Below are 22,646 nucleotides of genomic sequence, written 5' to 3' on the forward strand. Positions count from 1 at the left end.
ATCAGGTCACCGCTGCGGCAGACGCAGCGGATGACCGCGAAGGAGAACTCCATGCAGATTCAGATCCAGACCGACAAGCACGTGCCGCATGACCCGTCCGTCGTGCAGCATGTCGAGAAGACCTGCACCGCCCAGCTGGCGCATTTCGCCAACGACATCACCCGCGTCGAAGTGCATTTGCGCGACGAGAACGGCCAACGCGGCGGCGCAGCGGATCGAACCTGCAGTATCGAAGCGCACGTCGCCGGCTTGCCGCCGATCGCTGCCACCAATAGCGCCGAAACCACCGCCTCCGCCGTCACCGGCGCGGCCCGCAAGTTGCGCACCGCCATCGAACACGCGCGCGGCAAGCAGCACGCCAGGGCCACCGCACCCGCGCCGGACAGCCTCTGATTCGCTTCAAAGGCAGGGCGTACGCGCCCTGCCTTTGCGTGAGTCCACATCTGAGTGAGTCCAGCGTCGAGGCCTGTTCGGCGCATCACGTTCTTCAACACATGGCGTGGGAGCGATTCGCTACAGGCTTGAGCGCAGTCCGCAACGGACGCCTCGCATGGCGCTCACCGGCGCACTAAGCGAAGGCCATCAGCGCTCATACACGATGACATCGGCCCACACTGACGCTGCGAGGTAAACGTCCGGCTTCACAGCGGTGCATTAGCGCTGCCGGCACAGAACATCACGGCCTCCGACACCAGCGCTGGCGACATGCAGCGTCAGTTGCGACGCAAAGCTTAGAAACTGTAAGACCTGACCACAGAAACGATTTCGGCCCGCTGCAATGGAATGCCACTGCAGCGGGCCGAACGATGCGATCTGGTGCGCCCGGAGGGATTCGAACCCCCGACCAATGGCTTCGGAAGCCACTACTCTATCCGGCTGAGCTACGAGCGCCTGGCCGCGCATTATGCCAGAACCCGTGCCACCCGCGTGATGCCTTGGGCCGCTGGCGTCCGCAGGCCGCCCGGCGGGAGCTGTCCAATGTGCTCCGCAGACTCCCCCATGCGAAGCGCGCGCTTGCCGGAGCACCCGACACCCGACGCAGCCACCGAGCCTCACGCACATGGTGCTTCGCCCCAGTTCCGACCGCAGATGCATGTCCCCGTGTTGGCCGGAGTTCTTGCAGCCGGCACCTGCATGGCCGCATCCAGATGGCCGCATCCAGGGCGCGCTGCTACCCTTTGCAGCATGAGCAAGCATGGTTTCGAACAGGTACCCGCAGCGCCCGCGCTGACGTGGTCCGAGCGGCTGGGGCAATACTGGAAACTGGTGCGTGGCGACCGCCCGATCGGCAGCTTGCTGCTGCTCTGGCCCACCTGGTGGGCACTGTGGCTGGCCGCCGACGGCATGCCACCGTTATGGACGCTGTTCGTGTTCACCGCCGGGGTCTGGCTGACCCGCTCGGCCGGCTGCGTGATCAACGACTACGCCGACCGCTGGCTGGACCCGCATGTAGAGCGCACCAAGTCGCGCCCGCTCGCCACCGGCGCGGTGTCCGGGCGCGAAGCGCTGTGGGTATTCGTGGTGCTGATGCTGGTGGCGTTCGCATTGGTGCTCAGCCTCAACTGGCTGACCGTGGCACTGAGCGTGCCCGGCGTGTTCCTGGCCGCGAGTTACCCCTATTTGAAGCGCCACACCCACCTGCCGCAGGTCTATCTGGGCATGGCGTTCGGCTGGGGCATCCCGATGGGCTTTGCGGCGGTACAAGGCAGCGTGCCGTTGCTGGGCTGGTTGTTGTATGCGGCCAATATCCTGTGGGCGACCGCGTACGACACCTGGTACGCCATGGTCGACCGCGACGACGACATCCGTATGGGCAGCAAGTCCACCGCCATCCTGTTCGGCAAGTACGACCTGCTGGCGCAGGGCGCGCTCTATGCGGCGATGTTTGCGATCCTGGCAGCCGTCGGACTGCGCGCCGGCCTGGATGCAGCCTACTGGGCGGGCCTGGGCGTGGCGACGGCGCTGGTGCTCTACGAATTCCGCATCGCCCGCCACCGCGAACGCGGCCCCTGCTTTCGCGCCTTCCTGCATAACAACTGGGTGGGTCTGGCGATCTTTGTCGGGATCGCGGTGGCGGTGCGTTAGGAGCCGGGATTGGGGATTGGGGATTGGGGATTCGTAGTTTGGGGTTCGTAATTCGTGATTCGTGATTCGGGGTGTGGGCTGTGGGGTTTGGGGTTTGGGGTTTGGGGTTTGGGGTTTGGGGTTTGGGGTTTGGGGTTTGGGAGACGCTAAAGGCTATGCGCCAGGCTTTCCTAGCAGGTGATCTCTTTCCACAACGCGCTGATAGAACCCGCACCGACCTCTCCAGATAACGCCCAGAGTGCTGAGGGCCATTCCGCAGGCGACAAGCCCCTCTCCTGCGGGAGAGGGGTTGGGGGCCGACGCAACAAGCCCGCACTCGCATCAGCATCTACTTTTGGCCTAGGCTCACTTCGCCCATGTTTTAAACGGTTTAAGCGCGACAGCAGCCCACCGACACTCGCGTCTACGCCTGTGATCGCGCTCACCGAGTAACAAGAACGCCTGCCTGCTACCCGAGAACCCATGGCAGCGTCGCGCTAAAATAACAGCACCCACCTGACCACCGCACCCGAAGCGAAAAACGCGTAACGCGCTGACCCACCGCACAGAACGGCAAAGCGCCCGCCGGCCCGACCCAGTCGTTGACCCAGCTTGCCACCACCTACGGCAGCATTGCCTCAGCCCCCCGGCCATCTCAACCACAGATCGCTCCCAGCCACACCCTCACGGCACCCGCGCGCACACCCAGGCATCGACCCGCTGCACGCCCGCGCGTCGCAAGGCCAGCGCTGCGGCGTGCAGCGTGGCGCCGGTGGTCATCACGTCGTCCACCAGCGCCACATGTGCGGGCAAGGCGCCGCGTGCGATGAAGGCGTCACGTAGATTGCGTTGGCGCTCGACGGCATCCAGCTCGGATTGCGGCGCCGTCGCACGCACGCGGCGCAGCAACGGCAGGCACGGCAACCGCAGCGCGCGGCCCAGCGGTTTGGCCAGCTCAAGCGCTTGGTCGTAACCGCGCTGACGCAGGCGCTGCCGATGCAGGCTCACCGGCACCAGGGCCTGCGGCCGCGGCAACCGTGCGCAGCGCCTGGCCATCAATTCGCTGAGCAGGCGCCCTGCCGCCAGGTCCTGATGGAACTTGAAGCGCCGCAGCAACCCGTCCACCGGCCAACGATAGGTAAAGCACGCATGCACGCGCTGCAGCGGCGGTATCTGCTGCAGGCACTGCCCGCACAGTGCCACCCCATCGGAGGCGAACAGCTGGGTGGCGCAGCACAGACAGGCATGGCCGTGCTCCGGCAATGCGGCCCGGCACGATGGACACAGATCGCAATCGGCCATGCCCGCCTCCGCGCAGACCAGGCACAGGCTCGGCAACAGCAGGCGCAACACCCGTTGCGGCCATCTGTAAACCGACCCCACCTCTTCAAAGTTGACAGCCTCTTCCATGCTCACCAGACTGCCTGGCTTCCAAGCCGCTGACTGTCAGGAAACTCCGATGTCTGTTGTCGTACGCCATGACTGGGATCGCAAAGAGCTGCAGGCGTTATTCGATCTGCCGTTCCCCGAGTTGCTGCATCACGCGGCCAGCGTGCACCGCGCACATTTCGATCCGGCGCAGGTGCAGGTCTCCACGCTGCTATCGGTCAAGACCGGCGGTTGCCCGGAAGATTGCGCGTACTGCCCGCAGGCGCAGCGCTACGACACCGGTGTGACCGCGCAGAAGCTGATGGAAACCGAAGAAGTGGTCGCCAAGGCACGCCAGGCCAAGGCCGCCGGCGCCTCGCGGTTCTGCATGGGCGCGGCGTGGCGCTCGCCGAAGGAGCGCGACATCCCCAAGGTGGCCGCGATGATCCGCGAGGTCAAAGCCATGGGCCTGGAAACCTGCGCCACGCTCGGCATGCTCGACGCCGGCCAGGCGCGTGCGCTCAAGGACGCCGGGCTGGACTACTACAACCACAATCTGGACACCGCGCCGGATTACTACGATTCCATCATCCACACCCGCCAGTACCAGGACCGCCTGAACACCCTGGAGCACGTGCGCGATGTGGGCCTGAAGACCTGCTGCGGCGGCATCGTCGGCATGGGCGAGACCCGCGAGCACCGCATCGGCCTGCTGCTGGCGCTGGCCACCTTGCCGGCGCACCCGGACTCGGTGCCGATCAACCAGTTGGTGCAGGTCCCCGGCACGCCGCTGCACGGCACCCAGCAACTGGACCCGTTCGAGTTCGTGCGCATGATCGCGGTGGCCCGCATCGTCATGCCCAAGTCGATGGTGCGCCTGTCCGCCGGCCGCGAAGCGATGAGCGACGAGCTGCAGGCGCTGTGCTTCCTGGCCGGCGCCAACTCGATCTTCTACGGCGAAAAGCTGCTGACCACCGGCAACCCGGACACCGAGCGCGACCAGGCCCTGTTCCAACGCCTGGGCCTGCGCCCGATGCAGATCACCGTCGACGCCGCCGACCACGACCACCCCGGCACGGTGCATGCGGACATCACCCGCGGCGCGGCGTGCGAGCACGCAGCGTGACGACGGCGCACGCCGTCCCAGGATGAGCCTGCACTGCGCCCGGCCCTGCTGGCCGCAGTAGGGCCCGGCGCGGCAGTAAACCGTCATGACTGGCAGCCCAAGCTCACCGGGCAGCCAACCCGCCCCCACCGGCCGTCGGTGCCGGCTGGGCGATGTGGCCGCGGCACGCTACGCTAGCGGCCCTTATCTGTTGTCGAACTCCCTCATGGCTCGCCCCGATCTGCACGAACGGATTTCGTCGCTGCGCAAGTTGCGCGTCGCCCAGGAACGGGTGCGGGTGCGCCGCCAGGTCGGCCGCCGCGATGGCGTGCGGCTGGAGATCGACGGCCGCTGGCTGACCGGTTTCTGTTCCAACGACTATCTGGGCCTGTCGCAACAGTTCGAAGTGGTTGCCGCCCTGCAGGACGCCGCCGCGCGCGATGGCGCCGGTGCAACCGCCTCGCATCTGATCTGCGGCCACCACACCGCACACGAAACGCTCGAGCGCGAAATCGCCGAGTGGCTGGGCTACCCGTCGGCGCTGCTGTTCGGGAGCGGCTTCATCGCCAATCTGGCCGTGCAGCAAGCCTTGCTCAGCGAAGAAGACGATGTCTGCGTACAGGACCGGCTCAACCACGCCAGCCTGCTGGACGCCACGCGTCTGGCCGGCTGCCGGCTGCGGCGGTATCCGCATCTGGATGTAGAAGGCGCGATGCGCCAGCTCAAGGGCGCCCCCGAGGGCGCGGCGATGCTGGCCAGCGACGGCGTTTTCAGCATGGATGGCGATGTGGCGCCGCTGCGTGCCTTGAGCCTGGTGGCGCGCATGCAGGAGGCGCTGTTCTATGTCGACGATGCGCACGGCGTGGGCGTGCTGGGCCCGCAGGGGCGCGGCTGCGTCGCCGATGCCGGCCTGGGCGTTGCCGAAGTGCCGCTGCAATTGGTGACGCTGGGCAAGGCGCTCGGTGGCTACGGCGCGGTTGTGGTCGGCGAAGAAGCGCTGATCCGCCATCTGGCCGAAACCGCGCGCCCGTACATCTACACCACCGCCCTGCCGCCAGCCCAGGTGGCCGCCACCCTGGCTGCGGTAAGGCTGGCGCGGCGCGACGATTGGCGGCGTGCGCGCCTGGTCGAACTGATCGGCAACTTCCGCGATGGCGCGCGCCGGCATGGGTTCGAACTGATGGCCTCCGACACGCCGATCCAGCCGCTGCTATGCGGCGAGGAAGCCACGGTGATGGCGATGTCGGCCGCACTCGAACAGGCCGGTTTCATGGTCGGCGCGATCCGCCCGCCCACCGTGCCCGAAGGCAAGGCGCGCCTGCGCGTGACCTTGTCGGCGCTGCATACGCCGCAGCAGGTGCAGGCATTGATCGAGGCGATCGTGCAGGCGCGTGACGTGGTCAGCCGGCAGCCACTGCGCGCGTCCGCTTAAGAGCGGCTAACACAACGTCGCGAGCAGTCGTCAGCTGGATGTGGACGGCGCGCTCAGAACCGGAGTGTACGCGTGGACCATGCCGCACCGAGCACTGCCCACGCCCGCCTGGCGGTGAGCACAGTCGTTTTGTTTGCTGCTCTAAACCGTTGCCGGCGGCGCGCTCGTGCACAACGCCGGACCGGCGCGGCCGGCGCACGGACGCTCGATGCATTACGCGAATGGTTCGATGCGTGCGCACTGTCCAAGCGCACGTGCCGACTGCATGCAACCCTGCGTTGGCGGCATTGGGCGCACGGCACATCACACCCCCCGTCATGCGCGAACACAACAACCGCACGCCTGATCAACCCACTGCGGCAGCGCTTCGACTCGAACGCAGCAACCCGCGTGTCGGCAGCTCCGCGCTGGTACCGCATCGCCCACGCCGGCAGTCACTCGGAACAAGTCCGCTGACATGGCAATGAACGCGCCCGAGACGCCAACCGCCACGCCGGCGCAACGCCGCGTCTGGGAGGCGCTGTCGCTGCTGTATCTGGACAACGCGTGCGATGGCGACCACGCGCGCATTGCCCGGATCCTGGCCGCCTCGCCGTTTACGTTGCCGCAACTGCGCACGATGCTGCTGCACGAGGTGCACCCGGTGCTGATCGGCAATCTGCGCAGCGTGGCCGGCGTGTGGGAGGGCTTCGATCACGACTGGCTGGCGACGACGATCGCCACGCAGCGCGCGCGTCGCTGGCGTTGGCCGGATCGTTGGTGCTGGCGCCGGTATGCGCGCCAGCAATGGGCAGTGCTGGCGCCTGCGATCAGCGCAGTGCGCACACACGCGGCACGCTGAGCGCGCGCCAATCGGCGACAATCCACGCATGCATATCGATGTCATCGGCCACGGGCCTGCGCTGGTTCTTCTGCACGGTTGGGCGTTACACGGCGGCGTGTTCGCACCGCTGGTGGAGCGGCTGTCGTCGCACTACCAACTGCATCTGGTCGATCTGCCCGGGCACGGTTTCAGTCGCGACGACACCACGCCGTTGGCCTTGCCGTACGTGGTCGCCGCGATTGCCGCGGCCACGCCGCCGGCAGTGTGGGTGGGCTGGTCGCTGGGCGGCCTGTTTGCCTTGCATGCCGCCGCCACCCAACCGCAGGTGCGTGGGCTGGCGATGATCGCGGCAACGCCGCGCTTTGTGCGGGGTGCCGACTGGGCCGATGCGGTCGAGCGCGACGTGTTCGTGCAATTCGGCCAAGACCTGGCGCGCGATTACCGCGGCACCCTGGAGCGTTTTCTGGCGTTGGATACCTTGGGCTCGGCGCATGCGCGCGCCGAGCTGCGCAGCCTGCGCGAAACGCTCACCGCACGCGGCGAGCCGGCGGCCGACGCCCTGCAACACGGCTTGCGCCTGCTCGAACGTACCGACCTGCGCCGCGCATTGCCGCAGCTGGCGCGCCCCAGCCTGTGGATTGCCGGGCAGCGCGATCGGCTGGTGCCGGCCGCCGGTATGCACGCCGCCGCCGCGCTCGCGCCACACGCGCAGGCGCTCACCATCGCCGGCGGCGGCCACGCACCGTTTCTCGGCCATGCCGATCAGGTGGCCGAGGCGTTGCAACGCTTCGTTGCGTCCGTGCCGTGAGCAGATCGCCGATCATGCGACTTCGCTGATCGAGGACACATCGCATGGATCTGGGAATCGCCGGGCGCTGGGCATTGGTCTGCGCTGCCAGCAAAGGGTTGGGCCTGGGCTGCGCCCGCGCGTTGGCACGCGAAGGCGTCAACGTGGTGATCGCCGCACGCGGCCGCGCTGCACTGGACGCTGCCGCCGATGCGTTACGCGCACTGCCCGGCGCCGCAGACGTGCGCAGTGTCGTGGCCGATATCGCAACACCGGAAGGACGCGCCGCAGCGCTCGCAGCCTGCCCGCAGGTCGACATCCTGATCAATAACGCAGGCGGCCCGCCGCCGGGCGATTTCCGGCAGTGGGAACGCGAGGACTGGCTGCGCGCGCTGGACGCCAACATGCTGGCGCCGATCGAACTGATCCGCGCCACCGTCGATGCCATGCGTGCGCGCCGCTTCGGCCGCATCGTCAACATCACCTCCAGCGCGGTGAAGGCCCCGATCGACATCCTGGGCCTGTCCAACGGCGCACGTGCCGGTCTCACCGGCTTCGTTGCCGGGCTGGCGCGCAGCACGGTGGTCGACAACGTCACGCTCAACAATCTGCTGCCCGGCCAGTTCGCCACCGACCGCCTGCGCGGCAACTTCGCCGCCATCGCGCAACAGCAAGGCAGCACCGCCGAGGATGTCGCCGAGCGCAAGCGCGCGGGCATCCCGGCCGGGCGCTTCGGCGAGCCGGACGAATTCGGCGCGGCTTGCGCGTTTCTGTGCAGCGCGCAGGCCGGCTATATCACCGGGCAAAACCTGCTGATCGACGGCGGCAGTTATCCGGGCACGTTCTAGCGCACCGGCCATGCGGAGCTTGTGGCAACCGCGGACGACGTCGCGGTTGTGTTCGGCCACGACTCGGCTTGTCGAAACACATTGCTAGTCCATTGCGGTCGCCACGCAGTCGCTGGCAGAGCGACCGCTCGCAGAGTTCTCCAGGCCGATTGCCACGCCACACCACGCATCGATTCCCTCCGCCGCGCCCACGGGCGACAATAGCGCCGCAATGAACAGCACTTTCGATCCCCGCCACGTCCGCCGCGCCTTCGCGCGGGCCGCCAACAGTTATGCAGCCGCCGCCGCGTTGCAGCGCGAAGTGGAAACGCGCCTGCTCGAATCGCTCGATTACCTGGGCGAGCAGGTGCCCAAGGTGGTGCTGGATGTCGGCGCCGGCCCCGGCCACGCCAGCGGCGCGATCAAGAAACGCTGGCCCAAGGCGCAGGTGATCGCGCTCGACCAGGCCATGCCGATGCTGCGCCAGGCGCGCAAGGCCGCCGGTTGGTGGAAGCCGTTCGCGCAGGTCTGCGCCGATGCGCGCGCGCTGCCGGTGGCCGACGGCAGCGTGGATGTGATCTTCAGCAATCTGTGCCTGCAGTGGGTGGAAGACCTGCCGGCAGTGTTCGCCGGGTTCCGCCGCGCGCTGCGGCCGGGCGGGCTGCTGTTGTGCTCCACCTTCGGGCCGGAAACCTTGATCGAGTTGCGCGATGCCTTCGCCCAGGCCGACACCGCCCCGCATGTCAGCCGCTTCCCGCCGATCGCACAATTTGGCGATGCCTTGCTGATGTCCGGCTTCCGCGACCCGGTGCTGGACCGCGACCTGTTCACGCTCACCTACAACGATCTGCCCGCGCTGATGCGCGAGTTGCGTGCGATGGGCGCGACCAATGCGCTCAGCAACCGACGCGCCACGCTGACCGGCCGTGGCCGCTTTGCCGCTGCCAGCGCCGCCTACGAACCGTTACGGCGGCCAGATGGCACCCTGCCCAGTTCCTGGGAAGTGATCTACGCGCACGCTTGGGCCCCGGCACCGGGCGCGCCCATCCGCGAGCGCGGCCAGGACATCGCCAGCGTGCCGGTGTCCTCCATCCCGATCCGCCGCCGCATCGACTGACCGCGCTGCGGTGCACATCGCCCACCGCAGCGCGCCTGTGCCGGTGATACACAGCATTGCGCCGACGCCGATGCTGCGCCGGCGGGCTTTGTAGTGACTGCCGGTAGAATTCATTAATAAAGTGCCGCGATCCTGTGCTGGCCTACCCGCTTCCGGTCCCCGCCCCAAGCGACCCCCGCCCCCAAACGGTTTCCCCCATGTTGAAGTGGCTTCTCATTGCGCTGTTCATCGCGTCGGCGCTGTACATCCATTACCGCGGTCGCGTGCGGCACCGGCTCAGCCGGCAGCTGCTCGACCATTCCACCTTCATGGCGCCGATCAACACGCTGATGTACCTGTGTTCGCGCGTGCCGACCACACCGTTTATCGACCCGGGCAAGGAATTCCCCGAGCTGGCGCCGCTGCGCGCCAACTGGCCGGTGATCCGCGATGAAGCGGTGGCGTTGCAGCAGATGCAGAAGATCCGCGCCGCCGACGGCTATACCGATATCGGCTTCAACTCATTTTTCCGCCGCGGCTGGAAGCGCTTCTATCTGAAGTGGTACGGCACCGCGCACCCGTCGGCGGCCGAGTTGTGCCCGCAGACCACCGCGTTGCTCAAGTCCATCCCCACGGTGAAAGCGGCGATGTTTGCCGAGCTGCCGCCAGGGAGCGAGCTGCGCCCGCACCGCGACCCGTTCGCCGGCTCGATGCGACTGCACCTGGGCCTGGCCACGCCCAACGACGACCGCTGCTTCATCGACGTCGATGGCCAGCGCCACAGTTGGCGCGACGGCGAGTGGACCATGTTCGACGAGACTTATATCCATCACGCGCGTAATGACACCGACCAGGACCGCATCATCCTGTTCTGCGATATCGAACGCCCGATGCGTTGGCGCTGGGCGGCGGCGCTGAATCGCTTCGTCGGCCGCAGCCTGCTGTCGGCCGGCGCCTCGCCCAATCAGGACGGCGACAAGACCGGCGGCATCAACCGCGTGTTCCGGTATTTCTACGCGGCGCGCCTGAAAGCCAAGGCGCTGAAAGAGCGCAACAACCCGCTGTACCAGGTGCTCAAGTGGAGCATCTTCATCCTGGTGGTGGTCGGCATCGTGCGGCTGTAACGCCCAACCACCCACGTAGGAGCGCACCCGGGCGCGAAGGCATTCCCCAGAACGCATCATCCCGCGCAGACACGCGCGACACCCGCCCAGCCGCTCCTGCCATGCCGCCGACCGAACATGCAGCATTGCTGTAACGCCAGACCACCCGCGGAGGAGCGCACCTGGGCGCGACAAGATATTCCCGGTAACGCTTCATCGCGCCCGGGTGCGCTCCTACACAGGTCTAGCGCATGCCGATCGACGCTCTCAGCGCGACACCTGCGCGATCCATTCCTGCAGGTTGTAGTAGTTGGTGACGCGGGTGATCGCGCCGTCCTGCACATCGAAGAACGCACCGCCTGGCAGCACATAGGTCTGGCCGTTGGCATCGGGCAGGCCTTCGTCGGTGGTGTGGTAGACCCCGTGCACCACGTATTCGGCCCCCACCCGCGTGCCGTCGTCGTTGGCGGTGATCACGATGTCGCGCAACTGCTCGCGGTAGCTGTCGTTCATGCGCTGCAGGAAGGCCGCGAATTCCGCACGGCCGATCTCGCGCGCACCTTGATTGAGGTCGTGCGCCACATCCTCGGCCAGGAACGCCAGCATGGCGTCCCAATCTCCGCGATTGAAGGCGTCGTAATAGGCCTGGACCAGGCCGATGGCGTGTTGCCGATTGCTCTCGCTCATGCTCGAACCTGCCGCTTGGAAAGCCGCATCATAGAGCGGGTTTTGCGTGCGCGCTGAGACGCGGTCAGCGTCCGACCGCATCGCAGGCCTTCCCCCACCTCGACGGCCGAGCCGTTACGCGCAGCACACACCACCACACCATGCACCGCTGACGCCCGGTGCCGATCCATCGCGGCGAAGCGCTCGTGCAACCGCGACACGCCATCTCGCCGACTGCCTGAATCGCCAGTGGGGATGCCGCCGGACGCCACGCAGCCGTTTCAGGGGCCCTGCACAACCAGATCGCGGTGGAAGAAGTAAACCTCCTGCAGCAGGAAGCGCCAGCTGGTGTGGAAACTGCGAAAGCGCGTACTCGGTGTGGACGAGGCCAGTGCATCCACCCCCAGCTCCTGGCTCAGCCGCAGCGCGCGCGCCATGTGCAGCGGGTCGCTGACGATGATCGCCCGGTGCATGCCATGACGGGCCATCAAGATGCGCGCCTGCTCCAGGTTCTGCCGGGTGGTCCGCGAGACCGTCTCGATCACGATCGCTTCCGGCGGCACCCCGTGGCGCAGCGCGTAGCGACGTGCCACCTGCGACTCGGAAAACCGCGCGCCATTGCCGAAGCCGCCAGTGAACAACAGCCGCGGCGCATAGCCCTGGTCGTACAGATCCAGCGCATGCCGGATCCGTTCTTCGAAGACGGGCGACGGGCGCGCGTCGTAAGCCGCCGCGCCCAGCACGATGATCACGTCCGCCGGCGCGGCCTGATCGCGGTCGCCGACCCAGACGATCCAGCCAGCCACCGCCACCAGCCAGATCAGCGCCAGCATGCATAACCGCCAGCCCCAGCCCCACAGGCCGAGTCCGCGCGCACGCCTGCTCACGCCGCGGCCCACGGCAGTGCATCCAGATCGACATTGCCGCCGGACAGGATCAGCCCGACCCTGCGCCCGGCAAACCGCGCCGGCTCGGCCAGCACCGCCGCCAGCGTGATGGCCGAAGACGGCTCCACCACCTGCTTGAGCAGCTGCCAGATCAGCCGCATCGCCTGCACCACGGCCGCATCGTCCACCGTGATCACCTGCGCGCCGGCCGCCTGCAGCAACGTAAAGTTCGGCGCGCCCAGGGTGCCGCGCAGACCATCGCAGACGGTGTCGGGCACGAAGTCGACCAGGCGCTGCCCAGCCGCCAGCGAGCGCGCGGTGTCGGCCGCCCCGCTCGGCTCGGCCAGCACCAGCGCACAGCCCGGCGCAGACCGCAGCGCCAACGCCGCACCGGCCGCCAACCCGCCGCCGCCGACCGGCGCCAGCAGCACATCCAACCCGCCGCTTTGATGCAGCAACTCCAACGTGGCCGTGCCCTGGCCGGCGATGACGGCCGGATCGGTGTACGGATGCACCAGGGTCGCGCCACTGGTGGCCTGGACCTGGGCACACAGCTGCTCGCGTGCTGCGATGGTCGGCGCGCAACGCCACAGCGTGGCGCCATGCCGGGAAATATTGGCCAGCTTGGCGGCAACCGCGCCTTCGGGTACCACGACATGACAGCCGATACCGCGCGTACGAGCGGCCAGCGCCAACGCCGCGCCATGATTACCGGACGAGTGGGTGACCACGCCGCGCGGTGCCACGTGGTCAGGCAGCGACCACACCGCATTGCAGGCGCCGCGGAACTTGAACGCACCGCTGCGCTGCAGGTGCTCGGCCTTAAAGAACAGCTGCGCACCGCACAGTGCGTCCAGGCGGTGCGAGGTCAGCAACGGTGTCGTCGCGCAGTGCGGCGCAATGCGCGCGGCGGCTTGCAGGACATCTGAATGGGCAAGAGGGACCGTGTCGATCATGCCTGCAAGATTAACGTATCGCCTCACTCTTCACGGCTCGCACGCACACTGCCTGCGCATGCTGGATCGATGAAAAAGCGCCACATTGCGGCACAGTTAAGGACCGATTCAATGCAACGGTTCGAAAGTGAGATCATGGTTGCAGGAGGGCACCATCCATGAAATTCCGTCTGATCTTCGCCGCCGGGCTATTGGCCTTGGGCGGCTGCGCAACTTACGACTACACCGGAGGCGGGTCGGGCGGCTATTACCGTGGTGCGCCTACTGTGCAGTACCGCTATCCGCCGGGATACTCGCCCTACAACTACGGCGGCCTCTACGGCGCCCCGTATGGTGCCGGTGCGATCGGGCTGTACGACTACCCGGTATATCCTGTCTACCGTGGTGGCGGCTATTACTACCGGCAGAACGATCGCCGCCCGCAGTACCGCCCGCCGCGTCCGAACGGATCGTTCAACAACGGCCCGCGCCCGAATGGCCCACGTCCGCAGCGTCCCAATTCGCCACCGGCGACGGGTGCACCGCCCGCGCGGCCACCGGCACGGATCGGCGCGCCGCCGCGTGTGATTCGCGAGATCCAGCGCCAGACAGCGCCACGCAACAGTCGCCAGCAAATCCCATGACGCGCTGACTGCGACGTGCCCCACAAATGGCGACATTGGGGGCTTGCGTTCAGTCGGCACTTGGTCGCAAGCTAGGTGCTCTGTGTGACCCGCCACGTCATGTTATGACCCGGCCCGCCCCACTGACCGACTTATGTCGATGTCCGACAGGGAAATCTGGATCCCCCCTGTTCCGGCCCTGTCGGATATCGGCGCCTCCAATGCATAAAGCCCCGGCATGCCGGGGCTTTATGCATTTGTAGATCGAGGATCGCAGGCGCATCAGGACGCGCAGCGCCTGCAGCCGCGCAATGATCGAGAAAGCGTGCAGGTGTTGCCGGAATCGCAGAAAAAAATAAGGGTCGGCAGTCCCCCGACTACCGACCCTTACGCTACCCCATCGCACGCGCGGCTGGCCCCTGTTCCAATTCCAGCCTTTGCGCCCATGTCGCAATGCCACGATAGGTGCAGTAGGGATATCCGCACGGAACGTGCCAACTTGAGGGTCACTATCTTAAAATGTGACTTACATCACATATTTAACGATTTAGTGACCATCGCGGCGCTTCAGTCGATACTTCTGCGGCCGTTTTCCTTCTCTCTGCTGATCAGTCCACACCCATGTCCGACTCTTTCTATCGCTTCGACGTCATCGTGATCGGCGGCGGCCATGCCGGCACCGAGGCCGCGCTGGCGTCTGCGCGCGCAGGTGCCCGCACCTTGCTGCTGACTCACAACATCGAGACGGTGGGCGCGATGAGCTGCAATCCGGCCATCGGCGGGATCGGCAAGGGCCATCTGGTCAAGGAGATCGATGCGCTGGGTGGCGCCATGGCGCATGCGGCGGATCTGGCCGGCATCCAGTGGCGCACGCTCAATGCGTCCAAGGGGCCGGCGGTGCGTGCTACCCGCTGCCAGGCCGACCGCAACCTCTATCGCAACGCCATCCGTTGCATCGTCGAGGCACAGCCCAACCTGACCGTGTTCCAGGCAGCGGTGGATGATCTGATCATCCACAACGGCGCCGCCGAAGGCGACAGCGTACGTGGAGTCATCACCCAGACCGGGCTGCGCTTTGAGGCGCCGGCGGTGGTGCTGACCGCCGGCACCTTCCTGGCCGGCAAGATCCATGTCGGCGAAACCCAATACGCGGCCGGGCGCATGGGCGACCCGCCCGCCACCACGCTGGCCGCACGCCTGCGCGAGCGGCCGTTCGCGATCGACCGCCTCAAGACCGGCACTCCGCCGCGCATCGACGGGCGCACACTCGACTACAGCGTCATGGCCGAACAACCCGGCGACGACCCGCTGCCGGTGATGTCGTTCATGGGCCAGGTCAGCGACCACCCACGCCAGGTCAGCTGTTGGATCACCCACACCACCGAGCAGACCCACGACATCATCCGCGGCGCACTGCACCGCTCGCCGCTGTATTCCGGGCAGATCGAAGGCATCGGCCCGCGCTACTGCCCGTCGATCGAAGACAAGGTGGTGCGCTTCGCCGAGAAGACCAGCCACCAGATCTTCGTCGAACCCGAAGGCCTGGAGGTGACCGAGATCTATCCCAACGGCATTTCCACCTCGCTGCCGTTCGATGTGCAGCTGGCGCTGGTGCGCTCGATCCACGGTTTTGCGCAGGCGCATATCACCCGCCCCGGCTACGCGATCGAATACGACTTCTTCGACCCGCGCGGGCTCAAGGCCTCGCTGGAAACCAAGGCGGTCGGCGGGCTGTTCTTTGCCGGGCAGATCAACGGCACCACCGGTTACGAAGAGGCCGCCGCGCAAGGCCTGCTGGCCGGCCTCAATGCCGCCCGCCATGTGCAGGGGCTGCCGGCCTGGTCGCCGCGTCGCGACGAGGCCTACCTGGGCGTGCTGGTGGACGATTTGATCACCCACGGCACCACCGAGCCGTATCGCATGTTCACCAGCCGCGCCGAATACCGGCTGCAGCTGCGCGAAGACAATGCCGATGCACGCCTGACCGGGGTGGGCCGCGCGATGGGTCTGGTCGATGAGGCGCGCTGGGTGCGATTCTCGGCCAAGCAGGACGCGGTGCAACGCGAGACCGCACGCCTGTCGGCGCTGTGGGCGACGCCGGGCAATGCACTGGGTCGCGAAGTGGCGCAGACGCTGAATGTATCGCTCAGCCGCGAAACCAATGTGCTGGACCTGATCAAGCGCCCGGAACTCAACTACGCCACGCTGATGCGCGTGCCGACACTGGGGCCGGGCGTAGACGATACGCAGGTGGCGGAACAGGTCGAAATCAGCGTCAAGTACGCCGGTTATCTGGATCGCCAGCGCGACGATATCGCGCGCCAGCAACGCCAGGAAAATACGCCGATCCCGGAAGACTTCGACTACGCCGGCGTGCGCGGTCTGTCGATCGAAGTACAGCAGAAACTCGAACGCGTGCGCCCGCAACACATCGGTCAGGCACAACGCATCCCCGGCATGACTCCAGCAGCGATCTCGCTGCTGCTGGTGCATCTGGAACGCGCGCGGCGTAGCAAGGTGGCATAGCACTGGCCGTGTGCCGGGCTGCATCTGCGTGAGCTGGTTATGATTGGGGCACGTCATGCACAAGGACAGCGACCCCATGGACATCCATCCCATCGCAGCGGACAAACGCGAGGCAGTGCTGGCGGCGTTGCGCGAGATCGAGCAGCAACATGAGGTCCGCATTCTGCTGGCGTGCGAATCGGGCAGCCGCGGCTGGGGATTTTCGTCGCCCGACAGCGATTACGACGCACGCTTTGTCTACGTCCATCGGCGCGACTGGTATCTGAGCGTCAACGAAAGCACCGGCCCCGGCGAGCCGCAGCGCGACGTGATCGAGCTGCCGATCTCCGACGATCTGGATGTCAGCGGCTGGGACCTGCGCAAGGCACTGCGGTTGGTCTCCAAGTCCAATCCGACGCTGCTGGAATGGCTGCATTCGCCGGTGGTGTATCGGCAAGATCCGGTTGCTGTCGAGCAGTTGCGGGCGATCGCCACGCACTTCTATTCACCGCTTGGCACTTGGTGGCATTACTTCAACATGGCCAAGAGCAACTATCGCGGCTACCTGCGCGGTGAGCGGATTCGTACCAAGAAATATCTGTACGTCTTGCGCCCGATTCTGGCCTGTCAGTGGATCGAGCGCCGCCAGGACATGCCGCCGATGGCATTTGAATTGCTGCTGGACGAACTGCTGCCGAGTGGAGACCTGCGCGAGGAAATCGAGCGTTTGCTGGCGCTCAAACGCATCTCCACAGAAGTGGAAGATGGACCACGGATTGCGGTGATCAGCGATTTTATCGAAGCAGAACTCGACCGCATGGGCACGGCGCAGCCACAGCTGCCGGCCGGCAGCGGGCGTTCGGATGCCCTGGACACCTTGTTTCGGCAGATGCTCTCCAACGACGCTGCATCGCCCTGAGGCATTGCGCTGCGCAGCGCAGGGCTGGCGATGTCGGCGTATCGGCCTGGTCTCACAGAAGGCAAATACAGACATGTCACTTGGCTCCAGGCCTGCACACCTTGCCAGTGAATGCACTGAAGCGATGGCGTATCCCGATTAGCGAAGCCCCAGCCGAACAGAGGCGTTACGGGTGGACCAGACGGTCGATGGAAACGCGATAGATGTTGCTATGATTTGCCAACGCCGACACATTTCACTAAATGAACGCATTTGGCACGCTACGGACCGCAACGTTTCGCATCGCCGGTCCTGTTCTGTTTTTACTGCTGGGAAGTATCTCCACGGCCCATGCCAATACCGAAGAAGATGGCCGATATTGGTTGAGTATCTACGCCCAGGGCAAATTGCCGGTCGAGAACCTTTACTGGAGCATGGATATTCATCCGCGCTGGCGCGAGGAAGGCGAGCAGTTCGATCAATTGATCCTTCGCCCTGCGGTGTTTTACCGGCTCAACCCCAAGGCCAGCGTCTGGATGGGGTATGACACCATCATCAGCCATCCGGCCGGTCAGCCGTCCAACCGCGAAAATCGCTGGTGGGGACAGTTTCAGTATCAGTTCGATCCGATTGCCGAGATCAGCATCACCAGCCGCACCCGTCTGGAGCAGCGCCACCGCGAAGACTTCAGCGATGAGGGCTACCGCGTGCGGCAAATGATCCGCGCCACCCGCCCGAGCGGATTCAGTCCGCAACTGTCCTGGGTGCTGTTCAACGAGCTGTTCGTCAATCTCGATCAGACGCAATGGGGCGCACGCCGCGGTATCGACCAGAACCGCGTCTTCGTCGGCATCAACTGGAAATTCAACGCCATTTCCAATATGGACGTTGGTTATCTCAACCAGTTCGTCAATACGCGCGCAGTGGACCGCGAAAACCACGTATTGATGACGACGTTGCGCTTCAACTTCTAAACACCGCAGTAGCGCACCGGCACCGAGTGCCGGATCGCGCCGGAGTTTCTTCGCGTGGACCGAAGCGGCAGCGCGTTTGCATCCGCACCGTGCGCGAACCCCCCACGATGCTGCTCGTATTGCCGACACCTCGGCAATACGCCGGATTACACCGGCAACAGCCGCTGTCGCAGCATTTCGGCAAACAGGTCCACGGTCTTGTCGGCTGCCTGGATGATGCTGGCCATATGGATGAAGCCGTGCACCATGCCGGGAAAGGTGTGCACGCTGACCTCGACACCGGCTGCGCGCAGGCGCTCGGCATAGCGCAGGCCTTCGTCGTGCAGAACGTCGCGCTCGGCCAGCACGATCAGCGCCGGCGCAACGCCGCTCAGATCCGGAGCAAGCAGCGGCGAGACGCGCCAATCCAGGGCGATGGCTGGATCCTTGATGAAATGCTGATTGAAAAACTGCGTGGCCTGCCGGGTCAGCGGTGGAATGTCGGCATTGGTCGTGCGGGACGGATACTCGCCGCTGTCTTCGCGTGCGTCTGTCAGCGGGTACAGCAACAGCTGACAGCGCAGCGCAATGCCGGCATCGCGTGCAGCCACTGCAGCGGCGGCAACCATCGCGCCGCCGATGCTGTCGCCGGCCACCGCCAACCGCTGTGGATCTGCGCCGACCTGCCCGGGATGCGCGGCCAGCCACTGCACCGTGGCGATGACGTCCTCCACGCCGGCCGGCGCGGGGTGCTCGGGAGCCAGCCGGTAATCGACGGCCAGCACCTGGCAACCGGCGCGTGCCGCGAGCTGTCGGCACACATCGTCATGCGACTCCAGATCGCCCACCACGCCGCCGCCACCGTGCACAAACACGCAGGTTGGCGCGGGCGCATCGCTCAGGCCCGGCGGCCGATACAACCGTAGCGGCACGTTGCCAACAGCGGTGTCGGCCTGCACGGCGCGCACCTGCGCCATCTCCAGTACCGGAAAGCCGAGCTGCGCCCCCAGCCCACGCATCATTGCGCGTGCGTCTGCCAGGGGCAGCGTTTCCATCGGCGGCTGGGCGGCCTGCTGGAGAACAGCGAACAGGCGAACGACATCGGGATCGAACATGGCGGTCTCGTTGGCAGTGGAGGACTACCGAGTTTGCCTGATACTTATTTTAAATAACCATTAAATGAAATAACTACCTGACCGGATGACGCGCGCTCGCCTGGGCAGGCCGGTGCTGGCTTGCTACAGAAGGGTTCTGACCTGCAACGCGTTACATCTTGCGGACATGCACGCGACCACCTGCAACGCCGATTGCTGCGTTGCATCGCGTGGATGCGCAACCGCATGCCGCGTGCGCAGACTTACAAGCGCAGACCGTGCGGGATAAAGCAGCAAGGCGCCTCATCCCGGTGCCGTCGTTTAGAAGCACCGTGGCTCAGGTCGCGTCAATCGCATCAATGCGCAAGCAACATGGTCGCGTCTGGACAGGTGCCGCCCGTGCCACGGCAGGCCCCGTGCCGGCGGCCGCCGGGCAAGGCAATGCGCCGTGTGGCGCACGCAGCGATCAGTCGTCGTCTTCGGCGGCGGCTTCGCGGCCTTGCTGGCGGATCAGGTTTTCCTGCCGCGCGTCTTCGATGGAGGCGCGGATGGCGCGCACGTCGGCGCGCTTGGTGTCGAACTTGAAGCGGCCGGTGAGCACGCTGTCCGGGCGCAACTCACCCTTTTCGTAAAGCGCCCACATTTCTTCGCCGTAGTGGGTGTCGAGCAGCTCCGGAGCGAAGCGGCCAAGGCAGTCGCGCAAGTTGTGCACATCGCGCAGCAGCATGTCGCGCGCGGCATTGTTGCCGGCGGCACTGACCACCTGCGGGAAATCGATCACCACCGGGCCGTCGGGCGAGACCAGCACGTTGTATTCGGACAGATCGCCGTGCACCAGACCCAGCGACAGCATCTTGACCACATCGCCGATCAGGCTGACATGGAACGCGTGCGCCTGCTCCGGCTCCAGCTCCACTTCGCCCAACCGTGGTGCGCTGTGACCGGCGGCATCGGTGACCAGATCCATCAGCAGCACGCCATGGAAGTAGCCGCGCGGCTTGGGCACGTGCACGCCGGCATCCACCAGTTGGTAGAGCGCGTCGGCTTCGGTGTTCTTCCATGCGGTCTCGGCTTCGCGACGGCCGAACTTGGTGGCCTTGCCCATCGCGCGCGCCTGTCGGCTGCCGCGCACCTTGCGGCCTTCCTGATATTGCACGCGCGCCTGGAAGCTGCGTTGCGCCATGTCCTTGTAGACCTTGGCACACAGGATGTCGGCGCCGGCGCTGACCACGTAGACGGAGGCTTCCTTGCCGCTCTTCAGTGGTCGCAACACTTCGTCGATGACACCGTCGTCGATCAGCGGCTGCAGGCCCTTGGGGGTTTTCATGGACGAGGGGGACCGATCCGAAACAAGTCAGCAGCGATTATGCGGCAAGCAGGATGAAGTGCTTACATGCGAGGCGCACAGTGCGACCGGAAGCAGGCATTGGCGCGAGCGCTTACCATGCGAGGACCTGCCTGACGCGCGATCCGATGCCCGAGCCCACCACCAGCCGCCGCAAACGTCCCGCCGCCATCGCCGCGACCGGGAGCGAGCGCGGCCTGCCATACGAGTTGATGCAGCAGATTGCCGCCGCCCAGGGCGACCCGGATTTCATGACCTCGCTGGGGCGCGGGCTGGTGGTACTGAGCGTGTTCGCCCAGCACCCGCGCGAGGTGACCATGTCGCAGATCAGCCTGGAAACCGGTATCTCGCGCGCGGCGGTGCGGCGGGTGCTGCATACGCTGGCCAAGCTGGGCTATGTCGGCGAGCAGGGCCGTGGCTATGTGCTGTTGCCGCGCGTGCTGGGCATTGGCGGCGCCTATGCGGCGTCTTCGGCGATGACCGCGGCGGCCCAGCCGGTGCTGGACGGGCTGCGCGACCAACTGCACGAGTCCTGCTCGCTGGGCGTCCTGGACGGCGACGACCTGCTGTACGTGGCGCGTGCGGAGACGGTGCGGATCATGTCGATCGGGCTACGCCCGGGCACGCGGTTGCCGGCCTATTGCACCTCGATGGGCCGGGTGCTGCTGGCGGCCCTGCCCGGCGATACCTTGCAGGCCTACCTGGAGCGCACCACGCTGCGCCCGCGCACCGACCGGACGGTGACCCAGGCCTCGGCGCTGCTGGAGGTCCTGGCGCGCGCGCGCCGCGAAGGCATGTGCCTGACCGATCAGGAGCTGGAAATCGGCCTGCGTTCGATCGCAGTGCCGGTGCGCAACCTGCGTGGCGAGGTGATTGCCGCGCTCAACATCGGCGCACAGGCCGGGCGCGTCAGCCTGCAGACCATGCAGACGCAGTTGCTGGAGCCGTTGAAGCTGGCGGCGCAGCGCTTGGGGGCGTTGCTGAGTTAGCGCGTGCGGCGCGTCTTGAGCGCTGTAGCAGTCTCGATCCTGGGTGAAGCGGCTTAGACCCTCGGGCTGTGAGTGGCCCGGGTCCCGCACACAAGCGTGACGTGCGCCCCGCGCACAGCTGCATGTCATTGCTTCGCATGCAGCAGGCAACGCGTTGGTCGCGTGCTCCTGCACACTCCCGACGCACCCGCCACCCGCCTCAGGGCTCAGCGCGGCCGACGCAGGAAGCCCACCACCGCCTCCACCCAGGCCGCGTGGGTGTCTTCCACATGCGCCACATGATCGGCGTGCGGCAAGGTGATCCAGCTACGGTCTTGGCTGCCCAGGCGTGCGAACAGATGCGCGTTATCCGCTTGTGTGGCGATGGGATCGTCGACGCCGCGCAGCAGCAGCACCGGCAACGTCGTGACCTGCTCGGGCTGGAACGCAAACTGCGCCATCGCGTGCCAGTCCGTGCGCACCGGGTCGGCCGCCAGCGACTGCGCCACGTAGGCCGCACGCACGCCAGGGGGCGCTGCGTTGGCAGTGATGAAATCCTCGCCGGCCGCCGCGGCGGTGGTGCGTGCGCGCAAGGGCTGGGCCGATGTTGGCGTGTCGGTGGGCGGCGCATCGACATCGTCGGGGAAGCCGTACAGCACCAACGCGGACACCGCCTGCAGGTGTTGCTGGCCGACCAGCAGCGCGACCCGCGCGCCGTTGGAATAGCCGATCAAGGCCGGCGGCGGCAGACCCGGGTGTTGCCGGGCGACCCAGGCCAGCACCTGCGCGACATCGCGCACCGCGCGGTCGGGCGTGTTCCATCCGCTGCGGTCGCGTGCACTGCCGCCGTAGCCGCGCAGGTCCACCGCGTAGGCGGCGAGCCCGGCCTGTGCGAAGGCGGCCAGCACCGAGCGCGAATCGGCCGCTTCGCCCGGCACCTGCAGATCGAAGTTGGGCAGCGAACTCCAGGTCCGGCCATGCACCAGCAGTACCGTGCCGCGCGGTTGCGCCGGCACGCGCGACCACACCGCCAGTGTCTGGCCATCGTCGGCGCGCACCTGCGCCAGCTGGGTGCCGGGCCCGGGCTGCGGTTGTGCCCCGGCAGCCAGCGAGAACAGCAACAGCAGGAGCAGGTAGACGGGTCGGAACGTCATGCGGCATCTCGTC

General features: G+C 66.4%; 21 protein-coding genes, 1 tRNA gene and 1 other RNA gene. 14 read left to right on the top strand and 9 right to left on the bottom strand.

All coding sequences use genetic code 11. The features are described 5' to 3' along the window. The first annotated feature begins 51 nt into the window (after nt 1–51). Entirely contained in the window at nt 52–393 is a 342-nt protein-coding gene (locus tag ABQZ00_RS18670; RefSeq protein ID WP_055853941.1) for an HPF/RaiA family ribosome-associated protein, read from the top strand. Nucleotides 394–814: 421 nt separating this feature from the next. Here ABQZ00_RS18670 and ABQZ00_RS18675 read toward each other — a convergent pair. Then, nucleotides 815–891: transfer RNA gene (locus ABQZ00_RS18675), tRNA-Arg, on the bottom strand. 294 nt (nt 892–1,185) lie between these two features. Between ABQZ00_RS18675 and ubiA the strand changes: the two genes are divergently transcribed. After that, entirely contained in the window at nt 1,186–2,085 is a 900-nt protein-coding gene (gene ubiA, locus ABQZ00_RS18680) for a 4-hydroxybenzoate octaprenyltransferase (protein ID WP_323538518.1), read from the top strand. A 663-nt stretch (nt 2,086–2,748) separates the two neighbouring features. On the opposite strand, the gene ABQZ00_RS18685 is transcribed toward ubiA, so the two are convergent. Continuing rightward, entirely contained in the window at nt 2,749–3,474 is a 726-nt protein-coding gene (locus ABQZ00_RS18685) for a ComF family protein (protein WP_193553172.1), read from the bottom strand. A gap of 49 nt (nt 3,475–3,523) precedes the next feature. Between ABQZ00_RS18685 and bioB the strand changes: the two genes are divergently transcribed. Both bioB and bioF read left to right on the top strand, forming a co-directional pair. Next, the gene (bioB, locus tag ABQZ00_RS18690; RefSeq protein WP_323538517.1) at nt 3,524–4,558 is read left to right on the top strand and encodes a biotin synthase BioB; all 1,035 of its coding nucleotides are present in this window, start codon (nt 3,524–3,526) and stop codon (nt 4,556–4,558) included. Between the two features lie 205 nt (nt 4,559–4,763). Continuing rightward, a complete protein-coding gene (gene bioF / locus ABQZ00_RS18695; protein WP_055853344.1) occupies nt 4,764–5,969 on the top strand; it encodes an 8-amino-7-oxononanoate synthase in 1,206 nt (401 codons plus the stop codon). Between the two features lie 4 nt (nt 5,970–5,973). Here the strand turns inward: bioF and ABQZ00_RS18700 are convergent. After that, nucleotides 5,974–6,050, bottom strand: a non-coding RNA gene (locus ABQZ00_RS18700) — sX9 sRNA. Between the two features lie 382 nt (nt 6,051–6,432). Between ABQZ00_RS18700 and ABQZ00_RS18705 the strand changes: the two genes are divergently transcribed. From ABQZ00_RS18705 to lpxO, 5 genes are all read left to right on the top strand, one after another. Next, on the top strand, nt 6,433–6,810 hold the full coding sequence (locus ABQZ00_RS18705; RefSeq protein ID WP_503064300.1) for a DUF7079 family protein: 378 nt from the start codon (nt 6,433–6,435) through the stop codon (nt 6,808–6,810). Nucleotides 6,811–6,838: 28 nt separating this feature from the next. Then, on the top strand, nt 6,839–7,600 hold the full coding sequence (gene bioH / locus ABQZ00_RS18710; protein WP_055853348.1) for a pimeloyl-ACP methyl ester esterase BioH: 762 nt from the start codon (nt 6,839–6,841) through the stop codon (nt 7,598–7,600). A 44-nt stretch (nt 7,601–7,644) separates the two neighbouring features. Continuing rightward, nucleotides 7,645–8,427 carry an SDR family oxidoreductase gene (locus tag ABQZ00_RS18715; RefSeq protein ID WP_323538515.1) on the top strand — a complete coding sequence of 261 codons (783 nt, stop codon included), beginning with the start codon at nt 7,645–7,647 and terminating at the stop codon, nt 8,425–8,427. Nucleotides 8,428–8,638: 211 nt separating this feature from the next. Then, complete coding sequence (gene bioC / locus ABQZ00_RS18720; RefSeq protein ID WP_055853352.1) at nt 8,639–9,523, top strand: malonyl-ACP O-methyltransferase BioC; 885 nt, start codon at nt 8,639–8,641, stop codon at nt 9,521–9,523. A gap of 197 nt (nt 9,524–9,720) precedes the next feature. After that, on the top strand, nt 9,721–10,626 hold the full coding sequence (lpxO, locus tag ABQZ00_RS18725; RefSeq protein WP_115552727.1) for a lipid A hydroxylase LpxO: 906 nt from the start codon (nt 9,721–9,723) through the stop codon (nt 10,624–10,626). Between the two features lie 246 nt (nt 10,627–10,872). Here lpxO and ABQZ00_RS18730 read toward each other — a convergent pair whose 3' ends face one another. From ABQZ00_RS18730 to ABQZ00_RS18740, 3 genes are all read right to left on the bottom strand, one after another. Then, nucleotides 10,873–11,292 carry a nuclear transport factor 2 family protein gene (locus ABQZ00_RS18730; RefSeq protein WP_055853356.1) on the bottom strand — a complete coding sequence of 140 codons (420 nt, stop codon included), beginning with the start codon at nt 11,290–11,292 and terminating at the stop codon, nt 10,873–10,875. Nucleotides 11,293–11,552: 260 nt separating this feature from the next. Beyond that, nucleotides 11,553–12,170 carry a YdcF family protein gene (locus tag ABQZ00_RS18735; RefSeq protein ID WP_055853359.1) on the bottom strand — a complete coding sequence of 206 codons (618 nt, stop codon included), beginning with the start codon at nt 12,168–12,170 and terminating at the stop codon, nt 11,553–11,555. After that, nucleotides 12,155–13,114: a pyridoxal-phosphate dependent enzyme gene (locus tag ABQZ00_RS18740; RefSeq protein WP_323538514.1), complete on the bottom strand. Its 960-nt coding sequence runs from the start codon at nt 13,112–13,114 to the stop codon at nt 12,155–12,157. Before ABQZ00_RS18740 ends, ABQZ00_RS18735 begins: the two co-directional genes overlap by 16 nt. Nucleotides 13,115–13,272: 158 nt before the next feature. Here ABQZ00_RS18740 and ABQZ00_RS18745 point away from each other — a divergent pair, with 158 nt between their 5' ends. From ABQZ00_RS18745 to ABQZ00_RS18760, 4 genes are all read left to right on the top strand, one after another. Continuing rightward, entirely contained in the window at nt 13,273–13,737 is a 465-nt protein-coding gene (locus tag ABQZ00_RS18745) for a hypothetical protein (RefSeq protein WP_323538513.1), read from the top strand. A 600-nt stretch (nt 13,738–14,337) separates the two neighbouring features. Next, nucleotides 14,338–16,242, top strand: a complete 1,905-nt coding sequence (gene mnmG, locus ABQZ00_RS18750) for a tRNA uridine-5-carboxymethylaminomethyl(34) synthesis enzyme MnmG (RefSeq protein WP_323538512.1) — start codon at nt 14,338–14,340, stop codon at nt 16,240–16,242. Between the two features lie 76 nt (nt 16,243–16,318). Next, nucleotides 16,319–17,140: a nucleotidyltransferase domain-containing protein gene (locus tag ABQZ00_RS18755; RefSeq protein WP_115561047.1), complete on the top strand. Its 822-nt coding sequence runs from the start codon at nt 16,319–16,321 to the stop codon at nt 17,138–17,140. Between the two features lie 242 nt (nt 17,141–17,382). Beyond that, on the top strand, nt 17,383–18,093 hold the full coding sequence (locus tag ABQZ00_RS18760; RefSeq protein ID WP_055853367.1) for a DUF2490 domain-containing protein: 711 nt from the start codon (nt 17,383–17,385) through the stop codon (nt 18,091–18,093). Nucleotides 18,094–18,239: 146 nt separating this feature from the next. Here ABQZ00_RS18760 and ABQZ00_RS18765 read toward each other — a convergent pair whose 3' ends face one another. Continuing rightward, nucleotides 18,240–19,187, bottom strand: a complete 948-nt coding sequence (locus ABQZ00_RS18765; RefSeq protein WP_323521099.1) for an alpha/beta hydrolase — start codon at nt 19,185–19,187, stop codon at nt 18,240–18,242. Between the two features lie 445 nt (nt 19,188–19,632). After that, the gene (locus ABQZ00_RS18770; RefSeq protein ID WP_115512800.1) at nt 19,633–20,493 is read right to left on the bottom strand and encodes a PA4780 family RIO1-like protein kinase; all 861 of its coding nucleotides are present in this window, start codon (nt 20,491–20,493) and stop codon (nt 19,633–19,635) included. 146 nt (nt 20,494–20,639) lie between these two features. On the opposite strand from ABQZ00_RS18770, the gene ABQZ00_RS18775 reads away from it, so the two are divergent. After that, nucleotides 20,640–21,500, top strand: coding sequence for an IclR family transcriptional regulator domain-containing protein (locus ABQZ00_RS18775; RefSeq protein ID WP_055853373.1), 861 nt, complete (start codon nt 20,640–20,642; stop codon nt 21,498–21,500). A gap of 206 nt (nt 21,501–21,706) precedes the next feature. On the opposite strand, the gene ABQZ00_RS18780 is transcribed toward ABQZ00_RS18775, so the two are convergent. Next, nucleotides 21,707–22,633 (bottom strand): alpha/beta hydrolase, encoded by a 927-nt coding sequence (locus ABQZ00_RS18780; RefSeq protein ID WP_323538511.1) that lies wholly within the window; start codon nt 22,631–22,633, stop codon nt 21,707–21,709. Nucleotides 22,634–22,646: the final 13 nt, after the last annotated feature.

This window comes from Xanthomonas sp. WHRI 10204 (assembly GCF_040202875.1).
Classification (GTDB): Bacteria; Pseudomonadota; Gammaproteobacteria; order Xanthomonadales; family Xanthomonadaceae; genus Xanthomonas.